The 25478-nt window shown below is 43.2% G+C and carries 18 protein-coding genes; 13 read left to right on the top strand and 5 right to left on the bottom strand.

What is annotated here, in order from left to right:
- The first annotated feature begins 86 nt into the window (after positions 1 to 86).
- From FFM84_RS14090 to FFM84_RS14065, 6 genes are all read left to right on the top strand, one after another.
- Positions 87 to 1094, top strand: coding sequence for an ABC transporter permease (locus tag FFM84_RS14090; protein ID WP_371852226.1), 1008 nt, complete (start codon positions 87 to 89; stop codon positions 1092 to 1094).
- Between the two features lie 13 nt (positions 1095 to 1107).
- On the top strand, positions 1108 to 2028 hold the full coding sequence (locus tag FFM84_RS14085; RefSeq protein WP_130845916.1) for a carbohydrate ABC transporter permease: 921 nt from the start codon (positions 1108 to 1110) through the stop codon (positions 2026 to 2028).
- 43 nt (positions 2029 to 2071) lie between these two features.
- Positions 2072 to 3541 carry an ABC transporter substrate-binding protein gene (locus FFM84_RS14080; protein WP_130845915.1) on the top strand — a complete coding sequence of 490 codons (1470 nt, stop codon included), beginning with the start codon at positions 2072 to 2074 and terminating at the stop codon, positions 3539 to 3541.
- 145 nt (positions 3542 to 3686) lie between these two features.
- Complete coding sequence (locus FFM84_RS14075; protein WP_130845914.1) at positions 3687 to 4292, top strand: DUF624 domain-containing protein; 606 nt, start codon at positions 3687 to 3689, stop codon at positions 4290 to 4292.
- 27 nt (positions 4293 to 4319) lie between these two features.
- Positions 4320 to 6047, top strand: coding sequence for a sensor histidine kinase (locus FFM84_RS14070; protein ID WP_130845913.1), 1728 nt, complete (start codon positions 4320 to 4322; stop codon positions 6045 to 6047).
- Positions 6048 to 6079: 32 nt separating this feature from the next.
- Positions 6080 to 7558: a response regulator transcription factor gene (locus FFM84_RS14065; RefSeq protein ID WP_130845912.1), complete on the top strand. Its 1479-nt coding sequence runs from the start codon at positions 6080 to 6082 to the stop codon at positions 7556 to 7558.
- A gap of 472 nt (positions 7559 to 8030) precedes the next feature.
- Here the strand turns inward: FFM84_RS14065 and FFM84_RS14060 are convergent, their stop codons facing one another.
- Together FFM84_RS14060 and FFM84_RS14055 are read right to left on the bottom strand one after the other, a co-directional pair.
- Positions 8031 to 10160, bottom strand: a complete 2130-nt coding sequence (locus FFM84_RS14060; protein WP_130845911.1) for a GH92 family glycosyl hydrolase — start codon at positions 10158 to 10160, stop codon at positions 8031 to 8033.
- Positions 10161 to 10163: 3 nt separating this feature from the next.
- Positions 10164 to 11234, bottom strand: coding sequence for a GntR family transcriptional regulator (locus FFM84_RS14055; protein ID WP_130845910.1), 1071 nt, complete (start codon positions 11232 to 11234; stop codon positions 10164 to 10166).
- Between the two features lie 149 nt (positions 11235 to 11383).
- Here FFM84_RS14055 and FFM84_RS14050 point away from each other — a divergent pair, with 149 nt between their 5' ends.
- The 4 genes from FFM84_RS14050 to FFM84_RS14035 are packed head-to-tail and all read left to right on the top strand — an operon-like array spanning position 11384 to position 17682.
- Positions 11384 to 12673, top strand: a complete 1290-nt coding sequence (locus tag FFM84_RS14050; RefSeq protein WP_130845909.1) for a glycoside hydrolase family 125 protein — start codon at positions 11384 to 11386, stop codon at positions 12671 to 12673.
- A gap of 5 nt (positions 12674 to 12678) precedes the next feature.
- Entirely contained in the window at positions 12679 to 15372 is a 2694-nt protein-coding gene (locus FFM84_RS14045; RefSeq protein ID WP_130845908.1) for an alpha-mannosidase, read from the top strand.
- Between the two features lie 10 nt (positions 15373 to 15382).
- On the top strand, positions 15383 to 16264 hold the full coding sequence (locus FFM84_RS14040; RefSeq protein ID WP_130845907.1) for an ROK family protein: 882 nt from the start codon (positions 15383 to 15385) through the stop codon (positions 16262 to 16264).
- A gap of 29 nt (positions 16265 to 16293) precedes the next feature.
- Positions 16294 to 17682, top strand: a complete 1389-nt coding sequence (locus FFM84_RS14035; protein ID WP_130845906.1) for a glycoside hydrolase family 1 protein — start codon at positions 16294 to 16296, stop codon at positions 17680 to 17682.
- A gap of 589 nt (positions 17683 to 18271) precedes the next feature.
- Here the strand turns inward: FFM84_RS14035 and FFM84_RS14030 are convergent.
- Both FFM84_RS14030 and FFM84_RS14025 read right to left on the bottom strand, forming a co-directional pair.
- Positions 18272 to 18955 (bottom strand): fructose-6-phosphate aldolase, encoded by a 684-nt coding sequence (locus FFM84_RS14030; RefSeq protein WP_130845905.1) that lies wholly within the window; start codon positions 18953 to 18955, stop codon positions 18272 to 18274.
- Positions 18956 to 19109: 154 nt separating this feature from the next.
- Positions 19110 to 20060 (bottom strand): sugar-binding transcriptional regulator, encoded by a 951-nt coding sequence (locus FFM84_RS14025; protein ID WP_130845904.1) that lies wholly within the window; start codon positions 20058 to 20060, stop codon positions 19110 to 19112.
- Positions 20061 to 20244: 184 nt separating this feature from the next.
- Between FFM84_RS14025 and FFM84_RS14020 the strand changes: the two genes are divergently transcribed.
- Both FFM84_RS14020 and FFM84_RS14015 read left to right on the top strand, forming a co-directional pair.
- Positions 20245 to 20535, top strand: a complete 291-nt coding sequence (locus tag FFM84_RS14020; RefSeq protein ID WP_130845903.1) for a cupin domain-containing protein — start codon at positions 20245 to 20247, stop codon at positions 20533 to 20535.
- Positions 20536 to 20825: 290 nt separating this feature from the next.
- A complete protein-coding gene (locus FFM84_RS14015) occupies positions 20826 to 23030 on the top strand; it encodes a collagen-binding domain-containing protein (RefSeq protein WP_130845902.1) in 2205 nt (734 codons plus the stop codon).
- 594 nt (positions 23031 to 23624) lie between these two features.
- On the opposite strand, the gene FFM84_RS14010 is transcribed toward FFM84_RS14015, so the two are convergent.
- Positions 23625 to 24347, bottom strand: a complete 723-nt coding sequence (locus tag FFM84_RS14010; protein ID WP_130845901.1) for a UTRA domain-containing protein — start codon at positions 24345 to 24347, stop codon at positions 23625 to 23627.
- Positions 24348 to 24521: 174 nt separating this feature from the next.
- Here FFM84_RS14010 and FFM84_RS14005 point away from each other — a divergent pair, with 174 nt between their 5' ends.
- On the top strand, positions 24522 to 25358 hold the full coding sequence (locus tag FFM84_RS14005; RefSeq protein ID WP_130845900.1) for an alpha/beta hydrolase: 837 nt from the start codon (positions 24522 to 24524) through the stop codon (positions 25356 to 25358).
- The last annotated feature ends 120 nt before the right edge of the window (positions 25359 to 25478 follow it).

The raw sequence follows: 25478 nt of genomic DNA, 5'->3' as shown, positions 1-25478 counted from the left end.
ACGCTAAGACCTTAAATTTGTGTCTAGGTTACTCAATATGTAAGCGCTACAATTTTAATTGTTAAGTTAGGAAAGGAGCGGGAATCATGCAAAATGTACAACCAGAAATGCCCGCAATGCGACCGGAAACACCGGAAGATAAAGCACGGCGAAAACAAGAACGACGTGAAAACTTTTGGTACAGTGTCCGAGATAACACCCCGTTAGTTCTATTCGTTATTCCTGGGGTCATCTGGATGCTATTCTTCTTCTACATTCCAGTTTTTGCTAATGTGGTGGCCTTCAAAGATTTTCAATTTAATCCGAATGGCTTTATTGCCAGTCTACAAAGCAGTCCCTGGGTGGGATTCAATAACTTTAAATTCTTATTCAGTTCGAATGCGGCTTGGCTGATTACACGAAATACGGTGCTCTACAATTTAGGCTTTATTTCGTTGAATTTAATCATTTCAGTGTTCTTTGCTATTGTGATGAGCCAGTTACGAAATAAGCGATTGACGAAGGTTTATCAGACGTCAATGTTACTGCCTTACTTCTTATCATGGGTTATTATTAGTTACTTCGTTTACGCCTTCTTAAGTCCTAGTCAAGGGTTGTTGAATTCCTTATTGACGGGTAACGGTGGTAAGGCAATCAGTTGGTATAACGCGCCTAAATACTGGCCATTTATTTTACTCCTAGTTGGGACATGGAAAGGGATTGGATACAACAGTATTCTTTACTTTGCCAGTGCCATGGGGATTGATCCGACCTTGTTTGAAGCTGCTGAAATTGATGGTGCAAACAAGTGGCAACAGATTAAGAATGTTACGATTCCAGCGTTAGTCCCATTGATGACCTTAATGACGATTCTAGCCATTGGGAATATCTTCCGGGCCGACTTTGGACTGTTCTATCAAGTCCCACAAAATTCTGGTAGTTTATATAATGTGACATCGGTATTGGATACGTATATTTATAACGGGTTAACGTCTACTGGTGATATTGGGATGTCAAGTGCGGCGGCCTTGTATCAATCGTTAGTCGGATTCGTCTTATTGATGATTAGTAACTTTATCGTTCGCCGAATCGATTCAGATTCAGCACTATTCTAAGGAGGGGTGTAACATGTGGCATAAAAAGGAAATTTCGACCGTTGAAATCCGATCTTTTGGTCGAGGGGCGAATGTCTTCTTTAATATTTTAGTGGCGCTGTTCGCCATCTCTTGTTTATTACCATTGATCTTTATTATTGTCATCTCACTATCTAGTGAACACTCCTTGGTCACGAATGGCTATCAATTCTGGCCGTCACAATGGAGCACGGCTGGGTATGAGTACTTAAGTAAAATGAGTGGTCAATTGATGAACGCATTGGGCGTGACGGTGCTTGTCACGGTGTTAGGGACGGCAATTAACGCGACCTTCACCTCGACGTATGCGTATTCGATTTCACGTTCAAGCTTCAAATATCGGCGTTTCTTCACGATTTTCTGTCTGATCACGATGTTATTCACACCAGGGATGGTTGCAAACTATATTGTCATGACCAATCTGTTGCAATTGAAAGATACGATCTGGGCATTGATCTTGCCAATGGCAGTGAGTCCATTCAATATCATCGTCATGCGAACGTTCTTCAAACGACAAGTTAATGAGTCAATTATTGAAGCGGCCCGGATTGATGGGGCTAGTGAAATGCGGATCTTTATCCAAATTGTCTTGCCACTAGCGGTACCCGGGATTGCGACGATTAGTTTGTTTGCGGCACTGGGCTATTGGAATGACTGGTTCAACGCGTTACTTTACATTCAAAATACCCATTTAGTTCCATTGCAATATTTATTAATGCAGATTCAATCCAACATTGAAATGTTATCGCAAAATGCCACTCAAGGCGCGCAATATGCGAGTGGCCTGGCCAACATTCCAAAGGAAGCTACTCAAATGGCGATGGTTGTAATTTCGGTTGCGCCAATTGCTTTGAGCTATCCATTCTTCCAGAAGTATTTTGTCCGTGGTTTAACTATTGGTGGGGTCAAAGAATAGTCAAAAATTTTAGGTGTCAAAAAAGGAAAGGTGCGAAATTATTATGGCAAAATGGCAAAGAGTAGTCGCTGTTACGGGGTTAGCAGCTGGCTTAGCATTAACGTTATCCGCTTGTGGAAGCAAAAAATCAAGCAGTGATACAAGCTCAAACGGCACGACAACCTTAACGATGTATCAAATCGGGGACAAGCCTAAACATTATGATCAATTAATCAAACGAGCTAACAAAATATTGGTAAAAAAAGCCAATGCTAAGTTAAAGATCAACTATATTGGCTGGGGTGACTATTCACAAAAGATGGCGGTTATTGTGTCATCTGGTGAACATTACGATATTGCAAAAGCCGATAATTATACCGTTAATGCACAAAAAGGGGCCTATGCTGATTTAACCAAGCTATTGCCTAAGTACGCACCAACGGCCTACAAGCAATTAGATTCAGCTTACATTAAAGGTAATAAAATCAACGGCAAATTGTATGCGTTTCCGGTTAATGGGAATGTCTATTCAACGCAAGTCATTGCCTTTAACAACCGGTTAGTTAAAAAATACAATATCGATATTAGTAAGGTGAACTCTTATGCGTCACTGAATAAAGCCTTGAAACAATTCCATGCTAAAGATGCCAAGACCGTAGCGTTAGCGGCCGGTAAAGGGTTCAAAGTTGAATCGAACTTTGATTATCCATTAGGCAATACCTTACCATTTGGGGTTGATGTCAGTGATGGTGGTAATACCAAGAAGATTGTTAATCAATATGATAACCCACGAATGATCGCGAACTTAACGGCAATGCATCAAGCCTATGAAGCTGGGTATATCTCACAAGATGCGGCAACGAGTAACACCGATTATCCAATCAACAGTTTAACTTGGTTTGCACGTCAAGAAACCCAAGGCCCATTTGATTATGGCGACTTCCAATTAAATAATACGGCTGGTCAAAAGGATGCAATCGTATCAAAGAAGATCACCATGCCATTGAAGAGTGTGTCACAATCACAAGTCTTTAACTGGGTTGTTGGTAACGGGTCACAACATAAAAAATTAGCCGTTAAAGTGCTAGGCTTAATTAACTCTGATAAGAAATTACTCAACGGATTAGTTTGGGGTGAAAAAGGTGTTGATTACAAGCAAGCGGGTACCGACAAGATTAAATTGACTAGCAAATATAGTTCAGATAATCAAATGGCTGCTTGGATGACCGGGAACAACAAGAACCTTTACACAACCACCGATATTACGTCGAAGATGATTAAAGAACGGAATAGTAGTATTGCGAGTGCGAAGTCATCACCATTACTTGGTTTCACACCAGATACGAGCAGTGTAAAAACTGAAATTACCAATATCCAAAATGTCATGAATCAATACATTGACGGTTTGAATACTGGGACTTCCGATCCAAAGCCAACCATCAAGAAGATGGACAAAGCTTTGAAGGCTGCTGGCTATGACAAGGTTCAAAAATTATTACAGAAACAATATACTGAATTTTTAGCTAAACAATAAAGATAACCGTTGGTCTGAGCAATCTCTATCAGGCTCGGACTGAGGCGCTGGCATGCAAAATGCGAGCGCCTTTGGTAGTTATCCAAGCGAACCCGCGCAGTTTGAGGGCGACTAACAGACAGTGTTTTGAAAAGAGGATAAGATAATGTTGAGTACGGGCTTACAAAAAGCGTTTATTCGTTTATATACGATTATTAAATTGAGTTTGTTCTTTTGGCTATTTAGTTTTTGTGGTTTACTGATTCTAGGGATTGGACCATCATTGTTAATGATTAGTGACCTGTATCATTATAATGGGTGGCATTACCAATTAGATAGCTTTAAGGCGGCTTGGCAGCTATTTAAACAATATTTTAAAGTTGGTAATGCGTATTTTTATAGTTGGGTTGGCTTGTTAGTGTTGCTTAGTTTCAATCTCTGGTATTCCGTTCGGCTACGCGGCCTGATTTTTTTGATATTAGACTTTGTGATTATTTTTGCGATTATTCTTGTAATCTGCGTCTTTAATGGGCTGATTGTGTTAGCTGGGGCCTATTCAACCAGCACGATAAATCTGTTGAAGTTGGCATTTATTCAATTTTTCAGCAACTTTTTCAATGTCTTAAAGACGGTATTGGGTTACGTGATTATTTTGGGATTCACTTACAAGTTTCCTGGATTGATTTTGTTCGGCACCGTCCCAGCGATTTTAATCTGGACGGCGTTTATTGGTCGGCCTTGGTACCAAACGTTAAAAGGGCAATTAGCTTAATTTAGGATAGGTAAGGGGCGGACGTAGGTGAAATGGCGACGAAAGTATAATTTTTTACAGTTAATGGTTTATTACGCTATTTTGTTGAGCGTGGTGATCGGCTTGTTTACGATCTATATGGCGACTAGTACGACTGTGGCTAATAATCGGGCAATTAATGGAAGTTTAACGAACGCACTAGACAAGGTTGGCGATCAAGTGACCGCCAATGATCGTGAAGTTCGTGAGATTGGACAGCATTTAACGGGGACCAATAATCAGGTTGATAATTTATATAAATATTTTGAACTCAGCCCAGCTAATTATCTGACCTATAGCCAAAACAATGCGTATAGTGATGTTTTTTACTATTTGCCAACGGAGACCTTACAAGCTTTTACTGGGAACAATGACATTCGAAAAATCATGATTTCGATGAGCGATTATGATAAAAATTTTGTGGCGACGCGACAGCATCCAGGTGGTTATAAAACGACTAAAGCATTGGATTTAACGGATCAATTTAGTTTTAATTACACCTTTGTAAATAATGCGAATTTAAAAAACTACGGTACTTTATATATGGTTTATCAAACAAGTGCGTTAACGGCCTCGCTAAAGAAATTGTCGCAAGCCAATAATTTGCAGCTGGTGGTTTTGTCGTCAGCGGGTATTCCAGTTTACCAATTTCGTGGGCCTAAAATTACGGTCAAACAAGCCACTGCAACGACACAATTAGTACGACAGACTTTTGGTAGCCAAGAAAAATCAAACGAACAAGTGGATCAGACCTATCGTTATCGTGTTTCTGAATTAGCAAATGGCGAGAAGATCGTTGCATTGGTTAATAAGACAGCTATTCGACGAACACATCTTTGGCGTAACGTCATTTTCTTAGGAGAAGCACTCTTGATTGATGGCATCCTATTGGGCGGCTTGTGGATGACTTTTCGGAGTTATCGACTGCAATTACAGGGCATGATTCGGTCAATGACGTTAGTCGGAACGGGCGATCTAGATGAACGCTTGCAGATTCCTAATCAATCAGGTGATCTAAAAACATTGGCAACTGGGATTAATCAAATGTTGGATGAAATCAATCATTATATTTATCAAATCTATCAACTACAAATTGAACAACAGGCTGCTAATATGAAGGCTCTGCAGTCGCAAATTCAACCACACTTTTTGTATAACACGTTGGAGTATATTCGGATGTATGCCGTGGCTGAAGATGAGCCAGAATTGGCGGAAGTCGTTTATGCTTTTGCAGCACTATTGCGAAACAATACGGACCAATCGCCAACAACGACGTTGGCTAAAGAAGTTGAGTTTGTCGAAAAGTATATTTACTTGTACCAAATGCGGTTTCCAGACCAAATTGCCTATGGGGTTCAGATTGATCCGCGCTTAGCCAGTTTGGAGCTGCCCAAGTTCAGTCTTCAGCCGTTAGTTGAAAACTACTTTGCACATGGTATTGATTATTTACGCATGGATAATGCCATTAGCTTAAAAGCTCAGTTAATCGCTGATCATACGGTTTACTTGGAAGTTCGGGATAATGGTAAAGGAATGGATGAAGCGACATTGGCCGCCGTTCGGGCAAAGGTTCGTGGTGAAGCTGGATTAGTTGCTAAACAACAACACACTACTATTGGCTTACGAAATGTGATTGAACGGCTACAAGGTTACTTTGGGCCGGCAGCACAGCTCATGATTGAACAAAATGAATTAGGCGGTGTGACGGTCAGTTTACGTTTTAAATTACCGCAGTGATGGGATTTGCCAGGATGAGGGGGAATTGAGTGATGGAACGTGTGATGATTGTCGATGATGAGTACATGATTTTAAAAGGGATGACCAAAGTAATCGATTGGCAACAACATGGGTTTGAAATCGTTGCGACCGCTAGAAATGGTCAACAAGCGTTGGCGACACTCCAAACGCAGTCGGTTGATTTAATCATTACAGATGTACGAATGCCTGAAATGACGGGGATTGACTTGATGCAAGCTGTACAGCACTTACCCCAGGTGCCGGCAGTGATTGTGTTGTCGGGCTATCAAGAATTTGATTATGTGAAATCAGCGCTACGTTTAGGGGCACTGGATTACTTGTTGAAACCGGTCAATGCAAAAGAGTTAGGTGATGTTTTAAATAAGGTACAACAGCAGCTGGCCCAACGGCAGCAACAAACCTTAAGTCAACGATATTACTTGGAAATGCAAACAGAACGACTATTGGCCGGCGAATTAACCACTACTCAGATGGCGGATCTATTAGATCGGGCGGGAATTGCCGCTGATGAACATGAATTTACCGTTGTTTGTTGTAATGTCTTAGCCGATTTTGAAGCGGTGATGGCGGCTTGTCAACAGCAACAGCAGTCACTGTTTTATACCAATGCGGATCAATTGATTTTATGTTTCGCGGGGACACATACGGCGTTGAATCAGTTTGTGCGTCAACTTGAACGTGATCAATTGATTGCCGGTGACTCGTTTATTACGGTGGGACAACATGTCAATCAGATGGAGCGGTTAGCCGAAAGTTTGGAACAAGCGCAAACGCTGGCGGAACTCTATCAATTCTATGAAGAACGGGCGCCATTTTTATCCAACGCTGCGCGAACAGAATGGTTGCGACAGGCCGAGATTCCTAAAATTTCGTTGGCTGGGTTCAAGCAAGCAGTGATGGTCGCCAATCAGTCCTTGATGGCGCAAAGTGTACAAAAGATCTTTGCACAGTTGAGTGATGAACATGTTGCACCATCGTATGCTCGTCAGATTGCCTTTTTAATCTTGAATGTGATGAGTAATTATCAATCATTGAGTAATCGAGACTACGAGCAACAACTGACGGCAATTGATGTTGCCACCACGATTGGTGAGTTAGAAGCCGCTGTCCAAGCCATGATCGTTCAATTCGAACCACGTCAAGCCTATGCTTTTTCCCAAAATATCAATCGGGTAGTGGACATGGTGGCACAAGAATATGCACAAGATTTATCACTAACCCAAGTTGCTGATCGCTTGCATCTTAATCCAGTTTATTTAGGGCAATTATTTAAAAAAGAAGTTCATACGAGTTTTTCAAAATATTTAAATCAATATCGGATTGATCAAGCTAAGCAGATGTTGGCGACAACCAATGAGAGTATTAATAATATTGCTTTGGCAATTGGCTACACGAATAGTGGCTACTTTTATAAAAATTTCCGCGTCATCTGTGATATTTCACCGAAAGAATATCGGCAACAACGGCAAGGCAAGCTACAAATTAGTTGAGCAAGCGCCCAAAAAGATCCTCGTAACGTTAACGCGTTGCGAGGATCTTTTTCTTGTACTTGCCACCTACCGTTCGCCCACCTTGAGCCGGAACGCTGTGGGCGGACTGGTCGAGCCAAAGAGCGGTCTCGACCATCGTTTTGAACCACCAAGCCCGTGTTTCAAAAGCGCCAAGCTCTAAGCGATAAATCGCTAAGAGCTCCCACGGCTGGGCTCAATGTGGACTCACTCTCGGTTATGATGATTACAATATTGATTGGTAGTCGCAATACAACCGGAGCCAGCCAGTGATGGCGCCGGCCGTGAAAATATCGTTAGTCCGGGTGGCTTTCCCGGACTTTACGATATGGACGACTTTTGAGACTAGTGGTTTTGGCTAGGCTCAAAAGCGAGGTGGAAGCCCGTACTTTGGCTGGAACCGGTCCCCACAGCTGGCAGAATCACTGGTTGGCGGAGGTGACTCATTTAAGCGTTAACTAGGCACTAAGCCTAACCGAGTGGTCAACTGATGTGCTTTAAGTAAGTCAGCGTGGCTGATCTTGTTGGCGGTCATTGGGCTTGTTTCGAGTTGACGTTGTTGCACAAAATTGTTGTGATCATGATTATTTTGCGTGGTTAACGTCAAGTCGTGATCTGCCAAATGAATGACTACTTCATCAAAGGCCGGAATCCCAAAGACATATTCAGCATCGGCTGGGCAGACCGGATAGAATCCGAGACAAGCAAAGATGAACCAACCAGCCATGGAGCCATTATCTTCATCACCTGGGAAACCGGTTGGGCTAGCATTGAAGAGCCGACGTAACTGTTTAACGGTGACTTGTGTTTTTTCAGGATGACCGGCAACTGCAAATAGGTATGGCAGATGGAAACTAGGTTGATTTGAAATTGCGAGTTGACCGTAATCAACTGCTGCCATTTCGGCCATTTCGTGAATAACCATGCCATAGCCACCAACTTGATAAGAAGGTGCGGTGTTGCATAGCTTAGTTAATTGAGCGTTAAATTTAGTGTCACCACCGAAAGCGTCAATCATAGTTGGCAGATCGTGGACCGCCGCAAAGCTATTTTGCCAAGCACTGCCTTCTGTATAATCGGTGCCCCAGCGATCAGGGATGAAGTTGGGTTTAAACGACCCATCAGCATTTTTCGGCCGCAAAAAGCCGGTTTGGGGGTCTAAGAGTGCCAAGTAACGATGAGATTGTTGCCAATAGTTGGTCGCCAATTTTGACTGGCCTAAAACATCGGCAACTTGACCGATGCAGTAATCACTATAGGAGTAGTCTTGGGTCCAGTTCACACTTTCGTTGTATTGATCGGCCGGAATATAACCGTATTTCTCGTATGCGTCCGCGCCCTGGCGACCATAGCGGGTGTTGGTTGCCGCGGTGTCACTGGCCTGCATAGCGGCTAGTAACGCTGGCATTAAGTCTTTAGCCAAGCCTTTTTTGGCACTCTCAGCAATGACTGAATCTACCAAGTTCCCGGGCATCATGCCACGTTCATCTGGGGCCAACCAGCGAGGGAGAAAGCCGGTTTCTTGATAGCTGGTTAAGAAGCCTTTGAGAAACTTCGGCAAGAGTTCAGGTGCCAAAATGGTAAACAAACTGTAGACCGTTTTAGCGGTGTCCCAGAAACCATTATTTGTATAAAGGAGCCCTGGCTTAGATTGGTGCGCGGTGGTGTCGTAATGAATGGGTTGTTGATTGGCATCAAGTTCGTAAAATCGCTGTGGAAACAGGAATAGTCGATATAAACAAGTGTAGAATGTCTTCACCGTAGCGGGGTGATGATCAGTTACCGTCACCCGGTTGAGATAGTGAGCCCATTGGTCAGCGCTTTCATTTAATAGGGTTTCAAATGATTGATCGCTAAGCCGTGTGCGATTTAACGTAGCTTGATCAGCGCTGACGTAAGAGGTGGCTAAACGAGTTTCAAAAGTCATTGCAGTTGTTGCAATTAAGATGGTTAAGTTTTGACCAGTGGCTTGGGTAGTCGCATGCCATTGTTGATCGTGATCATAATAGCCAGAATGAGCCAAATCAATGTCTGGTAAGGTGAGGGAAGCATAGAGCTTCAAATCGGGATCTTCGCCACCGTGATAATCATTGGTATAAAGGTCAATTCCAGTAGCGGTCAACATGAAGCTGCCTTGGTCTGGCAATTGAATGGCAAGGCCATGATGCTCAGCAATCAATTGATCAAACTGATAACGACTAGCAGCGCCGTAAGCGGTGGGGGTTAGCTCGGTTCGGACACGGAAATGGTCATCGACTAACGCCAAATGATGGGCATTGAACGTCGCGGCAGTTGGCCGATAATTACCGACCAAATCGGGTTTAGTTGCTGACGATTGCCATTGAACCGCGGTCATTAAGAAATAGCAATAGTCGCCAATCCAAGGGCTAGGTTGATGAGTCAGCCGAATGCCCTCAAAACGAGGACTGTCAGGCTGGAAGAACCAGCTGCCAGCTGAGCCATCGGTTTGCACACTAAAATAGTTCATCCCAAATGGCACGCCGACGTACGGTAGACAGTTACCGTGTGACCGTTGTGGGGTGTTGGCGGTGCCTTGTCGAATATCAAGTTGATCAATTTGCATGAGTTAATCCTCCTTTGAATAAGGGACCATTGGCCGCGTGGAATCGCGGGTAATCAAACGAACAGGTAACTTGGTTAATTTTGGTGCTGGCGTTGAACTTAAAAGTAAATCGACTGCTTGGGCGCCGATGCCAGTAAAGTCTTGAGCAATCGTGGTTAGCGCTGGATACGTTAAACTGGCAGCTTGGATATTATCAAAGCCAACGACCGATAAACGTTGACTAAGCGCTGGGTCGGCAGCGCGGAGTTGATTCATTAATTTAATGGCAACTAAATCATTTTCAACGACAATGGCGGTAATTTGCGTGTCTTTTAGATACTGTACCCATTGGTCAGCCGTGTAAGCATGTAACTCAGGTAGGTTAGCTAAAGCCGCGGCTGGCTGTAATTGAGCTGCTTTGAGTGCGGTTAAATATCCAAAGTAACGTTCATAGACTGAACTTGGAAAAACGGCTTGTTCTGCTTGCGCATAGAAGAGAATCTTTTGGTGATGCAAGCTAATCAGGTGTTCAGTAGCCAAACGACCGCCGTTAAGGTTATCGGCACACACGACTGGCAGGTCCAATTCAGGCAGTTGTTTATCAAGCAAAACTAGTGGAATACCGGCTAACTTGAGTTCATATAAATGTTCAGCATCTTGATAGAGATCTTGAGACAAATAAATAACGCCCGCGTAGGTTGCTTGAATAGTCGCTAGTGGGAGCTGATTGAAACTATCAGGGTCCATGGTTAGCGCTTGATACCCTTGCTTTTGGGCCGCTTGACTAACCCCAGCCGCATAGTCACCAAGTCCGGCATCGGTTGGAAATGGGAGGACTAGTAGAACTTGTTTGCTAATGGTTGACGTTGTCGCAGCCGTTGACTGTACGAAACTGCCACTGCCTTGTTGACGATAGATCAGCCCTTGGCTTTCAAGTTCAGTTAAGGCCCGTTTTGAGGTAATCCGACTGACCCCATAAGTCTTAGCTAGTTGAAGCTCGGTTGGTAATTGTTGATCAGCTTTAAGGTCGCCCGTTTTAATTTGCGTTTTTAAGTGATTATAAATTTTGAGATACATCGGTTCGCTTTTTGGCATTGTGAGTCACTTCCGTTGGTTATTGTTTATAGTTAATATATCATTTGTCAGCGAAAATAGAAAGAAAAAACGTGTATTTGATATATACAAAAGCGACCAGCATGCTATAATAGCATAAAATGATATATCAAATTGATGAGGTGAACAAAATGACCACTAATTATGTCGATGAACAAGTTCAAGACTTTGTTGCAAAGATCAACCAGTTGAGCCAACCGTTAAATCCTAAATGGGGAACCGTTTTTGAGAAGACGTTTTTAAATACACTCGCAACCACTATTTCAGATGATGAATTAGGCACTGCTTTTATTTTGACCGGTGATATTCCCGCTATGTGGCAACGTGATTCCACGGCCCAAGTCAGACCTTATTTAGCTTTGGCGCGTGAGCATCCTGGAATTAGGGATTTAATCGTCCGGATTGTGCAACGCCAATTCTTTAATATGACGTTAGATCCGTATGCCAATGCGTTCAATGAAACCGCCAATGGTCAGGGCCACCAAAGTGACAAAACCGATATGGGTCCCTGGATTTGGGAACGTAAATTTGAAATTGATTCTCTGTGTTATCCCGTGCAATTAGCTTACTTGTTGTATAAAAATACGGGGGCAACGGCGCAATTTGATGATCGTTTTGTAACCGGTGTCAAAGCACTGTTAACTACTTTTGAGGTTGAGCAACATCATGAAACCTCACCATATCGATTTGAACGGACCGAAGATCGCCCTGAAGATTCATTGGTTCGCGATGGTCGCGGGACGCCAGTTGCCGATACCGGCATGATTTGGTCCGGATTTCGCCCAAGTGATGATGCCTGTGAATATGGGTATTTGGTGCCTGCAAACATGTTTGCCGTGGTGATTTTAGGTTATTTACAAGACATCTTTAGTCAAATTTTAGACGATCCGGCTATTGTGGCGCGCGCTAAAGCTTTAGCAACGTCAGTGCGTGAGGGGATTGAAACGTATGGCTATACGACGAATGCCAAAGGTGAACAAGTTTATGCGTATGAAGTTGATGGCCTCGGTCAAGCGAAGTTAATGGATGATGGGAATGTGCCAAGTCTTTTGAGTGCGCCTTATCTTGGTTACTGCGACTTGACTGATGCCGCTTATCAACGGACGCGACAGACGTTGTTGAGCTCAGAAAATCCGTATTACTACGAAGGCACGCTGGCAGCTGGACAAGGCAGTCCTCATACACCAGTTAATTACATTTGGCCAATTGCCATTGCCATGACTGGACTCACCACGACGGATACTGAGCAGCAACATCAAGCATTACAGACGTTGGTTCAAACGACTGGTGGGACGGACTTGATGCATGAATCATTTGATGTGAATGACGATCACCAGTTTACCCGGGAATGGTTCTCTTGGGCCAACATGATGTATTGCGAATTATTGCTAGACACATTGGGTTTTAACATTGAAGGGTGACTAAAATGACTAAGAAAAAAGTATTTATTATTTCGCACAGCCACTGGGATCGTGAATGGTACATGCCATTTGAACAACATCACATGCGGTTAGTGACCTTGATCGATAACTTATTAGATATCTTTAAAAATGATCCTGACTTTGATAGTTTTCATCTAGATGGTCAGATGATTGCCCTAGATGATTATTTAGCGGTACGACCCGAACGCAAACCTGAATTGGCTGCGGCCATTACAGCGGGCAAATTACAAATCGGTCCGTTCTATATCTTGCAAGATGATTTCTTGATTAGCCCGGAAGCCAATGTTCGTAACATGATCATCGGTCGTGATCAGGCGCGTGAATACGGACAAGAAGTAAAGTTAGGTTACTTCCCAGATACGTTTGGTAATATGGGACAAACCCCACAAATGATGCAACTAGCGAATTTGGACACAGCGGCCTTTGGGCGTGGCGTCACCCCAACTGGATTTAATAACCAAGTGAGTGATGCCAACTACGCGTCCCAATATTCAGAAATGTGGTGGCAAGGTCCTGATGGCACGAAGATCATGGGGTTGCTTTTTGCTAACTGGTATAGCAATGGTAACGAAATTCCGGTAGATCGGGCCCAAGCTAAAGCTTACTGGGATCAAAAATTAGAGGATGCTGAAAAGTATGCGGCTACCGATAACCTATTAATGATGAATGGTGTCGATCACCAACCGGTTCAAAGCGATGTGACGGCCGCCATTAAAGTTGCCAACGACCTATATCCCGACTATGAATTTATTCATTCTAATTTCAATGATTATTTGGCTGCCTTGAAAGCTGATCTGCCAACCGACTTAAGTACGATTCATGATGAATTAACGAGTCAAGAAACGGATGGTTGGTATACGTTGGCGAACACGGCGTCTAGTCGTGTTTATTTGAAGCAAAAAAATACGGTCAATGAACGACTCCTAGATAGTGTGGCGGAACCATTAGCAACGATGGCTTATCTGGCAGCGGATTATCCACATGATCGGTTCCGCTATGCTTGGAAATTATTGTTACAAAATCATCCACATGATAGTATTTGCGGTTGTTCAGTGGATGAGGTTCATCGTGAAATGTTGACGCGTTTTGCCAAGTCGAGTGAGGTTGGCCGTTATATTGCACAAGATGCCTTAACGGTGCTGGCTAATCGAATCACGACTACTGGTTTTAATGCCGATGCGAAGCCGTTTGTGGTTGTGAATACAAGTGGCACTGCCAAGACGGGGCGTGTGACCGTGACGATTGAATGGGCTCGACGTAACTTTAGTGAAGCGGGCACCATTCAGTCACAACGCGCTGAATTAATGGCTGAGTTAAAAAAATTACCAACTTTACAAGTCGTTGATTCAAAAGGTCAACCTGTCCCATTTAGACTGGAAAAATCGGAAGTTGACTTTCATTATGATCTGCCTAAAGACCGCTTCCGTGTCGCTTATCAAGCGATTGAACTCACTATTACGGTGGCTGTCACAGCGTTACCGGCATTTGGCTGGCAAGTCTTAGCTTTAGCACCAGCGGTTACGTCAACTCCAGCTTTGCCAAGCTTAGTGGTTGATGAGCAAACTGTTGCGAATGATTGGGTAAATATTCAGGTTGCTAAAAATGGGAGCTTAACGGTTACCAATCGTGAGACCGGTCGGAAATATCAAGGGTTACTCGTCTTTGAAGATACTGGTGACATGGGCAATGAATATATTTACAAGCAAACGGCCGATAACCAGGCCATCTTGTCAACTGATTTTCCATTTGATTGGCGGGTGGTCCATGCGGATGATGTCGGAGTTACCTTGGAATTTGTCCATCATTTACAAGTACCGGTCTCAGCTGATGATCAGTTGTTGGTTGAGCAGCAAGCCGTGGTCGATATCACTCACCGGACCGCAAAACGATCTAGCGATGTTCGACCATTAGATATCACCACCACGGTCACATTGAGTCGGGACAGTCGCCAAGTCCAATGTCGATCAACGTTTAATAACCAAATGCGTGATCATCGTCTGCGTGTTTTATTTAAAACTGAATTAGCGACGATGACGAACGACGCTGAATCTATTTTTGAGGTGGTCACACGACCTAATCGTCCGGCCGCAACTTGGCAGAATCCAACGAATCCGCAACACCAACAAGCTTTTGTGAATTTACATGATGCCAATGATGGCCTAACTGTTGGTAACATTGGTCTCAATGAGTATGAAATTCTACCAGACAGTCGTACCATTGCCATTACCTTGTTACGTTGCGTTGGCGAAATGGGCGACTGGGGTTACTTTGCAACACCGGAAGCACAATGCCAAGGCCCCATTAGTTGTGACTATAGTTTTGAATTACATGATGATAGCGATGACCAACGGTTGGCTAGTTATCAACGTGCACGCGACTTCCAAGTGCCATTTAGTGTGATGCAGACAACAGCCCATACTGGTGAGTTACCAGTTGCCGGCCAATATTTAACTAATCAAACGCCAGAATTAGCCATTACCAGTTTAAAACGAGCAAATAATACTGACGGCGTGACGTTGCGCGGGTATAATCTAGATAAGCAACCGGTTACATTACAGGTGAAACGGGCAGATTGGCAAGCCAGCGCGGTGAACTTCTTTGAAGAAGCGTTACCGACAGTGCCTGTTGATCAGCTAGGACCGGCTGAAATCAAAACGCTGTTATTGGCGCAAAAATGAGGGATACCAGATGCAAAAATTAGGCATTATTGACGTTGGCGGCACGACCATTAAGTTTGCAACTTGGGATGGGCAAGCTATTCAAGATCACCATGCGATTGCAACGCCTAAAACTAAGGCAGACTTTTTCGAATTATTAACGGCTGAAGTGAACACGATGAAACGGCAACGGGCTATTGAAGGTGTAGCCATCAGCGCGCCAGGTGCCGTGAATAAACTAACCGGCGTGATCGAAGGTGCCAGCGCGTTACCTTATATTCATAATTTTCCAATTCAAGCGGAACTTGCGGCGGCTTTTGGGTTACCAGTAAGCATTGAAAATGATGCCAACTGTGCTGCTTTAGCTGAATTAGCCAGTGGCGCTGGGCGTGATGTCGATAGCTTAGTCTTTCTGGTGATTGGTACTGGCGTTGGGGGTTCGGTGATTGTGAACCATCAAGTGTGGCATGGTGCACATCTATTCGGTGGCGAATTTGGGTTCATGCTGATGGACGGCGAACATATTTTAAGTGAACTCGGAACGGCTCCTCAAGCTGTTAACCGTTATTTAGCCGTCCGTCCAGAAGTAGATAACATCGATGGTAAGCAACTCTTTGATTTAGCCGCGCAAGGTGATACTGACGCACAAGCATCGATTCAAACGATGTACGATGCTTTAGGGCTAGCGATTTATAATTTGCAATACAGTTTTGATCCTGAAAAGGTGGTCATTGGCGGGGCAATTTCTAATAACCCGGCCTTGATCCCTGGGATTGAACAAGCCATTGAAAAAATCCGGGCACGGGTTGAAATCGCGTCTGTCAAACCAACAATTGTGCCGTGTGACTATCACGATGAAGCCAATTTACGTGGGGCGGTCGTTGATTTTGAGCAGACTTATGCAGCAGTTTAACTTCAGACTAACAGAAAGGTGTTAACGATATGCCAACTTTTCCAACGAACTTTGTTTGGGGTGCGGCGACATCTGGCCCCCAAACTGAAGGTAATTTCCAAAAGCCACATCAAAATGTATTTGATTATTGGTTCGCAACGGAACCGATGGCGTTTGATAGTGGCGTTGGCCCAGATGTCGCATCTGATTTTTACCATGATTACGCGAGTGATTTAGCGTTAATGGCCCAAGCAGGAATTCATGGGTTAAGAACATCTATTCAATGGACTCGATTAATTGATGACTTTGAAACGGCGAGTTTGAATCCCGTCGGAGTGGCTTATTACAATCATGTGATTGATGCGATGCTAGCCCAAGGCATTGAGCCTTATATGAATTTACACCACTTTGACTTACCAGTTGAACTCTACCAAAAGTATGGTGGTTGGGAATCCAAACATGTCGTTGAGTTATTTGTTAAGTTTGCCGAACAATGTTTCAAATTGTTTGGTGACCGCGTTAAAAACTGGTATACGTTTAATGAACCTAAAGTCGTGGTCGATGGGCAATACTTGTATGGTTGGCATTATCCACAAGTCATTGATGGCCCTAAGGCGGTGCAAGTGGCGTATAACATGAACTTGGCGTCGGCTAAAACAATCGCGGCTTTTCGACAATGTTGTCCCCAAGATGATCACAAAATTGGAATTATTCTGAACTTAACACCAGCGTACGCAGCCTCAGACGATCCAGCTGATGTGGCTGCTGCGGAATTTGCTGAACTGTGGTCGAATAATTTGTTCTTAGATCCAGCGGTTTTAGGTCATTTTCCAGCTAAATTGGTTGAAACGTTAGACCGTGATGGGGTTTTGTGGGAGGCCACGCCGGACGAATTGGCGCTTATTCAGGCTAACACGGTCGACTGTTTAGGGGTAAATTACTACCATCCATTTCGGGTACAGCGGCCAGATATTTCACCACAGAGCTTGCAACCGTGGTTACCAGATATTTATTTCAAAGAATATGACATGCCTGGTCGCATCATGAATGTCGATCGTGGCTGGGAGATTTATCCAGAAGCTTTAACTGATATTGCCAAAAACATTCAAGAAAACTACCATAACATTCCGTGGTTTGTGTCAGAAAACGGGATGGGGGTTGCCAACGAAGAACGGTTCTTAGACGAACAAGGCGTGGTCCAAGATGATTACCGCATTGACTTTATGCGTCATCATCTGCAAGCTTTAGCCAAAGGGATCGCGGCTGGGTCTAATTGTCAGGGCTACTTCGTCTGGACGGCGATTGACTGTTGGTCGTGGAATCATGCGTATCATAATCGCTACGGTTTGATTCGCGATGAGTTACACACGCAAACGAAAACGTTAAAGAAATCAGCCGCTTGGTTTAATCAATTGAGCCAAACGAACCAATTTGACTAATTAAAGATTAATAGGGTAGTAGAAGCTTTAACATTATTGGCTTATGTCATGCTAAGTTAGCCACCTGCGTCAGCCAGTGATTCTGCCGGCTGTGGGACCGGCTCCAGCCAAAATGCGGGCTTTCGCCTCGCTTTTGAGCCTAGCTAAAACCGCTAGTCTCAAAAGTCGTCCACATCGTAAGCCCGGAAAAATCACCCGGACTAACGATGTTTTCACGGCCGGCGCCATCACTGCCTGACTCCGGTTATCACGTGGATACTAATCAATTAGTGATCACTATTATAGCCGAGAGTGAGCCCACATTGAGCCCAGCCGTGGGAGTCTCTTAGCGATTTATCGCTTAGAGACTGGCGCTTTTGAAACACGATTTTGGTGGTTCAAAACGACGGTTCAGACCGCTTTGTGGCTGAATCGGTCCGCCCACAGCGTTCCGGCTCAAGGTGGGCGAACGGTAGGTGGCAAGTTGATCTGCTTTTGATCAGTAACTTTCCTGTTGTGAATATTGTAAAAAATAACTTTCAACTGTTATTTGATTATTAAAAAAAGTCACGTTAACTGAAAATAGTTAGCGTGACTTTTTATAAACAGATTATTTTAATGAGTTAACGGTGGTGCCAACGCCGTAAATAGATTCCCAATCAGTCGTGAAGTCTTTAACGGCAGCGCCAATCGCTGGTGCGGTTAGGGCGGTCTTGAAGATGTCGGCGCTCATGGTTGCGGCTTGTGCCCCCATCTCAAAGGCTGAGTTAACTTGCTGAACGGTGTGGAAACTAGCGGCTAAAATCTTGGTGGAACGACCTTCGCGGCAAATTTGAGCGGCAAGTTCGCCGATTACTTCGTCAGCATTGATATTCATATTAACCATCCGGTTGTAGTAAGGAGCCAAATAGTCGGCGCCGGCAGCCATTGCAAGATAGCCTTGGAACTTGGTATAAATGGCGGTAGCGGTGACATTGACACCTTCTTGTTTCAATTGTTTGATGGCAGCCAAACCGGCTTCATTGGTTGGAATCTTGATGAAAACATGGTCATCGACATTTTCCAAAATCGTGTGAGCATCCGTAATCATCGCTTCGGTGGTCTGACCCACAACTTGAATGTGGAACGTCGCATCCATGCCAATGATTTGGCGAATGGCGCGCATATGATTGAAAAAGTCGATTTTACCTTCTTTTTTGACAATTGAAGGATTTGATGTGACGCCGCTCAATGGGATAATCCCAGCGTATTTTTTAATATCATCAATGTGTACTGTATCTAATAAGAATTCCATGATTTTCACCCCTGTTATTTTTTGACACTCTTAATATAACTGGAAATGAAAACGCTGCCTATGAAATTGAAATTGAATTCAAGTACTAAGTCGGTCTGGACCACTAACGACCGCTTACGAACGAAAGGTACTTCTTTCGAATTGCACATATGTGCTATTGATCTAAATCTAAGATTCTTTGTGCGGTTTCGGCATCGGTAATCAAAGTGGTTAAAATGCCCATCTTGAGCAACGCTAAGATAGATGGGGCTTTCGTGAGTGAGCGGGCAATGGCGATTGAATTTGGCACTTGTTTGAGTTGTGGTAACGGGATGGCAATTGTTCGATTTAACAAGTCACCGCGTAAAATTTTACCGTGTTTATCAAAAAAGGTGCAGCAACAGTCCCCGATGGCTTGGCGGTCTTTCAACAAAGCCCGATCTTCAGTTGTCAGTAAATCACGCCAGCGGCTACTGGTGTTGGTTAAGGGGCCACCAATCCCGAGGAGGGCAATGTCGAGACTATCCCAACAAGTTTTGATTTCACGAAAGTATTGCGAATCCGTAATGCCATCACGAATATATTGCGATTCTTGCACTGCGGCCGCATCAACAAAACGGCTGTGTCCACCAAAAGCTCGAGCGGCATCATAAACGATCCCATTGACGTGGTATTGAGAATTAGAAGGACTGGGACCGCCAACTAAGGGCACAAACGTCGCATCGGTTTGAATGGGATGGTGTAATTGACCAATCATGCCGGCCAAGATCGAGCCCCAAGCAAAGCCAACGATATTGTGTGGTTTGATGATTTGTTTTAAATATAAGGCCGCTTCGTAGGACAACCGCTGTTCCTTAGCTTGATGATCGGCATGCGGTTCATTAGCAATCACCACGGCGTTTTTTAGGTGATAACGTTGTTGTAACTGTTCTTCTAGACTAAAGAGATCGGTATTGAAATCGTTGATTTTAATATCAACGACGTGGGTTTCACGGGCCTGCTTAAGCATCCGGCTAATGGTCGTGCGATAAATATTTAATTCAGCCGCGATTTGAGCCTGGGTATAATCGCGAACATAATAGAGATAAGCGACTTTGGCGAGTAGACGCCGGCGATTATCGTTCATTTGAGAAAACCTCCTTGTGGTCACGTTTTCAATTGTTAGTATAACGATTAATGAGTCGCGACGCATTAAATTTCAAATCGGTCGGCTTAGCTTGGGAGATGTTTAATTGTGTACGCGGTAATCTTGACTTGCCGGTTGAATCCGTCATACTGACACTATCTTAAAAGTAGGTGAAGGTGACAAGATGCAAGTCTATACTGGTCAAACGGATATTAAATTATTTGAGAATCTCGTCGAAACACCATCGCAAGTTGTCACTCATTTGGTGTTAGCGGCTGGACAAGCAACACCTGAACATTTTGTGAATTATGAGGTCATTGTGGTCCCCATTAAAGGAAAGGTCACGTTTGCGAGTGAGTCACAAACAGCCATCATTTATCCGGGTAGAATTGTTCAAATGCGGCCTAATGAAAAGCATCAATTGACGGCCATAATGGATAGCGAACTAATGGTTATCAAATCAATTTTGAAATAAAGGAGTAGTTAACTGATTGTCTGTGTTATGCAGATGATCAGTTTTTTTGTCGCTCAGTTAATTGGTACAGTTGTTATTTGGACCTAAGGCGCTGTGCCAATTAACACTGTTCAAAGTAAGTTAAATTGGTCTATTTATTTAAACATAGATGATTTTGAGATCAACAAATTAATTATGATTTTATACAAAATAATTCATTAATAACGGTTGAATATTGCCGGAAAAAGCGTGAGAATAAAGGGTGATTAAAAGGATTTTAGGGAACTATAATTTTTTAGTGGGGTGTATGTATGGAAAGTAAACGGACGCATTTTAAGATGTACAAAATTGGCCGTAAGTGGGCGTTTGCCTGTGCGGTATTATTAACGTTAGGTGGGGCGAGCGTTACGGTGCAAGCTGATGCTAACGCCGATAGTAGTAACAGTAACGTTGAAGCAAATGACGCTAGTTCAACAAGTGAGTCGAGTACGGTAACGTTGAAGTCAACGGCTACGACTCAAAAACAAGCGGCTACAACTGATGACAACGCGACGAGTGAATCTAAAGATGCCAGTCAATCTAGTAATGAACAGGCTGATAGTCAATCCAATCAAAGTAGTCAATCAAGTCAAACTGACGTTAAGGACGACCAATCAAGTCAAACGCCAGCAACGAGCGCAGATACCACTAAGGTGACTGCTGACAAGACGGATACGACTAATCAGAATCAAGCTAAGACGGCTCAAACGGATACGGCCAAGACTGCAGAATCGACTAAAACTGATGTGCAAACACCAGCTAAAACCACATCAACAACGGATACTCAAGATCAAACTGCTGATGCTAGCGATGCCGCTCAAAAAGTTCAAACAACTAGTATTGATCTGGGTTCAACAGCCTCTGATTTTGGGACGTTTAAATCAAATGCTAAAGTGACTGCTGCGGTCAATGATGCCGTGCAAGATGGTGGTTCAGTTTATGATGATTATGCTGATTTGCACAATATCTTAGGCATTTCATCGCAATTCCATATTTTTGCGAATGAAGCTGAATTAAATGCACATACGAATGGGAATATCGCGGTTGGTAACTTAATTGGTAACGTTAACTTTGGGACCAATATTATCGAAGAATTGCTTGATAAAGATATTTCATATATTCAAAATATTACCAACATCGCGAATAGTTCTTTTGTATCTAATGGGGATACTCGTGTCAATAAGGTTATCTTTGGTGAAGGTATTGAAATCGATGTTAGCAATCCCAACCGGCCCATGGTTAATGGCACCTATATTGATCATTTGCTAGCAGAAGAAGTCTATCAAGATAAAGCTGGCAATGTTTATATTGATTTTGAAAAAGAATTTGCACAATTAAAGAAGACTAACGCCGCTTTAGCGGTTAAAGACAGTAATGTGAGTTACACCAATAGTGACTTCACGGATATGAATAATCGGGTCATTGACGTGAGTGATCTAGAACCTGATGAAAATGGTCAAATTGTGATTAATTTATCAGCCGATGTGCTTGCTGGCAATACACCATTGACGATCAAGGGACTTTCTTCAGATAAAGATGGGAATACCATTATTATCAATGTTGATACGGAAGGCCAAGCTGATTACAATGTTAATTCACAAATTAAGGTTGTTTATGATGATGGTTCCGATCGAAATAATCATGAAACCGAAGACTTTGGGGATAACCATTTACTTTGGAACTTCTTTGATTCAACGGCCAGTGATAAGCAATACGCTGGCACAATCAATGTTAATGCGGCCTTCCAAGGTAGCGTGTTGGCACCATCCGCTGAAGTGATTGCTAACCAAAACTTAGATGGTAATATTATTGCCAATAAAGTAGTGGTTAAAGCTGAAACTCATCGTTGGGATTTACAAGATAACAAAGATAATGAGAATGATCCTAAAGAGCCAGATCCAGATCCTGAGTTCCCTGATGAACCAGGAGAAACTGAAGAGCCAGAAGTTCCAGAAGTTCCAACAGAACCTGAAGAACCAGAAACACCAACAACTGAAGAACCCGAAACGCCAACTGATCCTGAAGAACCAGAAGAACCAACAACTGAAGAACCAGAAACACCAACCGATGTTGATGAACCTGAGGATTCCGAAGATCCCAATACGGCGGTTCCTGATGAACAAACACCGGATGAAGAAGAACATCTCTATTCCGAAGATTATGATCAAGCGGTTGAAGAAAGTTTTGAAGATAAGTTTGATGAAGCATTAGCATTACCTGCTGATGAACAGGCAGCGGCGGAAGAAGCACTGTTATCACAGTTAGATGCAGCTATTGCTCAGGCTAAAGCTAATGGCGACCAAGCCTTGGTTGCTAAGCTGGAAGCCTTACGTGCTCGGGTAGTCGCAGCGCTAAAAGGTAAAGGTTTGCCACAAACTGATGAAACGCAAAATCGGACTGCTTCAATGCTCGGTTTAGTTTTGGCTAGTGCGTTAACACTGGGTGGCTTTGCTGCTCGACGTCAACGGCGCCACTAAACGATTTTGATAACTAATGTTTAATCAAAAAGTAGCTTGGAAATTTTTCCAGGCTACTTTTTTTATGCTTATATTTAGCAATCAGTTCATGATCTAATCATGATAACGTCCCCAAACGTGATTGCTAATGCTCCCTGACCTTAACCGCATTCTAAGTGATAAATTGATTTGATCAATCATCTAGCACTTATATGGTGAATAGTATATCGATGATTAACTAAATTGCCAAAAATTGTCGACCAAATTGTTCATGAATTCACGAGCCAACGAATTACGTTTGGTTGTTGACCGAATTTGATTAAATAAAAATCACCAACGTAGCGTTTGGGTTAAGCTGGTGACAACTGAACTCCTATGACCTTGTAATCCCCCAAACCGACCAGCCTAACTTGTTGATAGGTTCAAAAGCTAACCCCCATTAGCTTTTATAACCATTATTATAATCCGAAACATCAAATAGTCAATATTTGTTCGAATATATATGTCAAAATGATTTGAAACAAGTGCAACCACTGGACAAAAATAATTAGTAAAACCCCTGTAATAATTAAGAATTCCCACGGTCACTGACTCGTGGGAATTACTTTGTAAATTTTAATTACGAATTAATTGGTTGAAGACAAATTCATTAGGAATGAAATGGGATTCGGTATATTCGAATTGGCGGCCAGTATCATTGAAGGCAATGCTAATCATGTTGCCCACACAATTATTCTGACCGAGGTCGAGGTATTTTAAATCGACCATTTCGGCGGAATCTACTCGAAGCATCCGTTTGACGACTGCAATTTTAATCTTTAAGTCGTGTTGGAGATAATGATAGATGGATTTACGGGCAATTTCAGCATTAATACCGGGAGTGAGTTGCGCATTGAAGTAGTTGATATCAATCACTGCTCGTTTGCCATTAAATAGCCGGACGCGTTTGATCGCATAAACGGGAATGCCAATTTCAAAAGCCGTTTTAGTGCTTAGATCAGCATCGACAATCTCTTGTGTAAAACTAACCACGTCAGTTCGATAATCTAAGGTCTTATCAGTATTTAAAGCCTTGATGCCGGCCAACTGACCCAAATTTAAATTAAACTGTTGGGTTTGCGGGGTATGCTCTAATAGCACGACCCCACGCCCTTTAACGCTGTAGACTAAACCATCATCGGCCAATTGGCGAATCGCCTTGCGAACGGCGTAGCGACTGGCTTCAAATTCGGCAATTAAGTCGTCTTCGATGGGGAGTCGCATTTTAATACTGTATTTACCGGCCAAAATCCGGTCTTTTAGTGTGGTGTAAATGGATTCAAAAGTCTTTTCTACCATGTCGTCACCTTCGTGATCATTAAGATAGTTCTAGTATAACAAATGTAAAGGCTTTTATATATAAATAAGCGAATAAATACAAAAATTTGTGCGAATAAAATTGACGGTCATCGGTTATTAAATTTATAATGTAAGCGTGAACAACTTGCGGATTAACTTAGGAGGAAACAAGCCATGCAAATTGAAGCAGCAACGATAGCAGGTAGAAGTGGCTCATTTAAAGTGACGGCGTATTGGCTCGATCAAATTGCAGATTTTAAGGCAACGGTCGACTATCCGGTCGTGATTATTTGTCCTGGCGGTGGCTTTACCTATCACTCGGAACGTGAAACGACCCCGATTGCGTTACGTTTTTTGGCAGCAGGAATGCATGCAATTGTCTTGCCATATCAAGTGATAACGGCAGATAAAACCGTTTATCCAACTGCCATACAGCAAATAGCCGAGACCCTAAACTGGATTACCAAACAGGCTGAGCAACACCATGTCGATTGTCAACGTCTGATTTTGGCCGGCTTTTCAGCTGGCGGTCATGTGGTGGCAACTTATAATAGTATCGCCACCAATGCCACGTTACGCGGCCAATATCAATTAGACCAAGGTCAGGGGCAGCATGCGGCCATTATTTTGGGATATCCGGCGATTGATTTAACGGTAGGGTTTCCAACCGATGCGGCTACTCGGCAACAAATTACCCCCGACGAAACGTTGTGGGCTGCTCAAAAGACCGTAACATCAGCTGCTAAACCAGCCTTCGTTTGGCAAACGGCCACTGACGCACTAGTCCCGGCCGAAAATTCGTTACGGTATGTACAGGCTCTATTACGAGCAGGGGTACCAGTTGAATATCATCTGTTTGGTGATGGAAAGCATGGATTGGCCTTAGCTGATCATGTGACGACACACCCGACTAAACCGGCCTATTTAAATGCACCAGCGGCGGAATGGGTGACGATGGCTTTGCATTGGTTACAACGACAAGCCTTATTGCCGAAAGATGAATCATTTTAGGAAAGACTGCCTGTTATGGGTGGCCTTTTTGTATGGGACTGACATGCAATCGAAATTCTGCGGTATAATTTAACTTATCGATACAGTTAGTTATCGTCGGTTTTATTTAAATAAAGGAGT

It is taken from the genome of Lactiplantibacillus mudanjiangensis (genome assembly GCF_005405385.1).
GTDB classification, from domain to species: domain Bacteria; phylum Bacillota; class Bacilli; order Lactobacillales; family Lactobacillaceae; genus Lactiplantibacillus; species Lactiplantibacillus mudanjiangensis.
The sequence above is the reverse complement of the archived record's forward strand: the minus strand, read 5'-3'. Positions and strand labels throughout refer to the sequence as shown.

Excerpts from the sequence above, each read along its gene's own strand:
- FFM84_RS14005 (WP_130845900.1), top strand. The coding sequence starts at position 24,522 with ATGCAAATTGAAGCAGCAACGATAGCAGGTAGAAGTGGCTCATTTAAA.
- FFM84_RS14035 (WP_130845906.1), top strand. The coding sequence starts at position 16,294 with ATGCCAACTTTTCCAACGAACTTTGTTTGGGGTGCGGCGACATCTGGC.
- FFM84_RS14015 (WP_130845902.1), top strand. The coding sequence starts at position 20,826 with ATGGAAAGTAAACGGACGCATTTTAAGATGTACAAAATTGGCCGTAAG.
- FFM84_RS14030 (WP_130845905.1), bottom strand. The coding sequence starts at position 18,955 with ATGGAATTCTTATTAGATACAGTACACATTGATGATATTAAAAAATAC.
- FFM84_RS14060 (WP_130845911.1), bottom strand. The coding sequence starts at position 10,160 with ATGCAAATTGATCAACTTGATATTCGACAAGGCACCGCCAACACCCCA.
- FFM84_RS14025 (WP_130845904.1), bottom strand. The coding sequence starts at position 20,060 with ATGAACGATAATCGCCGGCGTCTACTCGCCAAAGTCGCTTATCTCTAT.
- FFM84_RS14050 (WP_130845909.1), top strand. The coding sequence starts at position 11,384 with ATGACCACTAATTATGTCGATGAACAAGTTCAAGACTTTGTTGCAAAG.
- FFM84_RS14075 (WP_130845914.1), top strand. The coding sequence starts at position 3,687 with ATGTTGAGTACGGGCTTACAAAAAGCGTTTATTCGTTTATATACGATT.
- FFM84_RS14080 (WP_130845915.1), top strand. The coding sequence starts at position 2,072 with ATGGCAAAATGGCAAAGAGTAGTCGCTGTTACGGGGTTAGCAGCTGGC.
- FFM84_RS14065 (WP_130845912.1), top strand. The coding sequence starts at position 6,080 with ATGGAACGTGTGATGATTGTCGATGATGAGTACATGATTTTAAAAGGG.
- FFM84_RS14085 (WP_130845916.1), top strand. The coding sequence starts at position 1,108 with ATGTGGCATAAAAAGGAAATTTCGACCGTTGAAATCCGATCTTTTGGT.
- FFM84_RS14040 (WP_130845907.1), top strand. The coding sequence starts at position 15,383 with ATGCAAAAATTAGGCATTATTGACGTTGGCGGCACGACCATTAAGTTT.
- FFM84_RS14045 (WP_130845908.1), top strand. The coding sequence starts at position 12,679 with ATGACTAAGAAAAAAGTATTTATTATTTCGCACAGCCACTGGGATCGT.
- FFM84_RS14010 (WP_130845901.1), bottom strand. The coding sequence starts at position 24,347 with ATGGTAGAAAAGACTTTTGAATCCATTTACACCACACTAAAAGACCGG.
- FFM84_RS14090 (WP_371852226.1), top strand. The coding sequence starts at position 87 with ATGCAAAATGTACAACCAGAAATGCCCGCAATGCGACCGGAAACACCG.
- FFM84_RS14055 (WP_130845910.1), bottom strand. The coding sequence starts at position 11,234 with ATGCCAAAAAGCGAACCGATGTATCTCAAAATTTATAATCACTTAAAA.
- FFM84_RS14020 (WP_130845903.1), top strand. The coding sequence starts at position 20,245 with ATGCAAGTCTATACTGGTCAAACGGATATTAAATTATTTGAGAATCTC.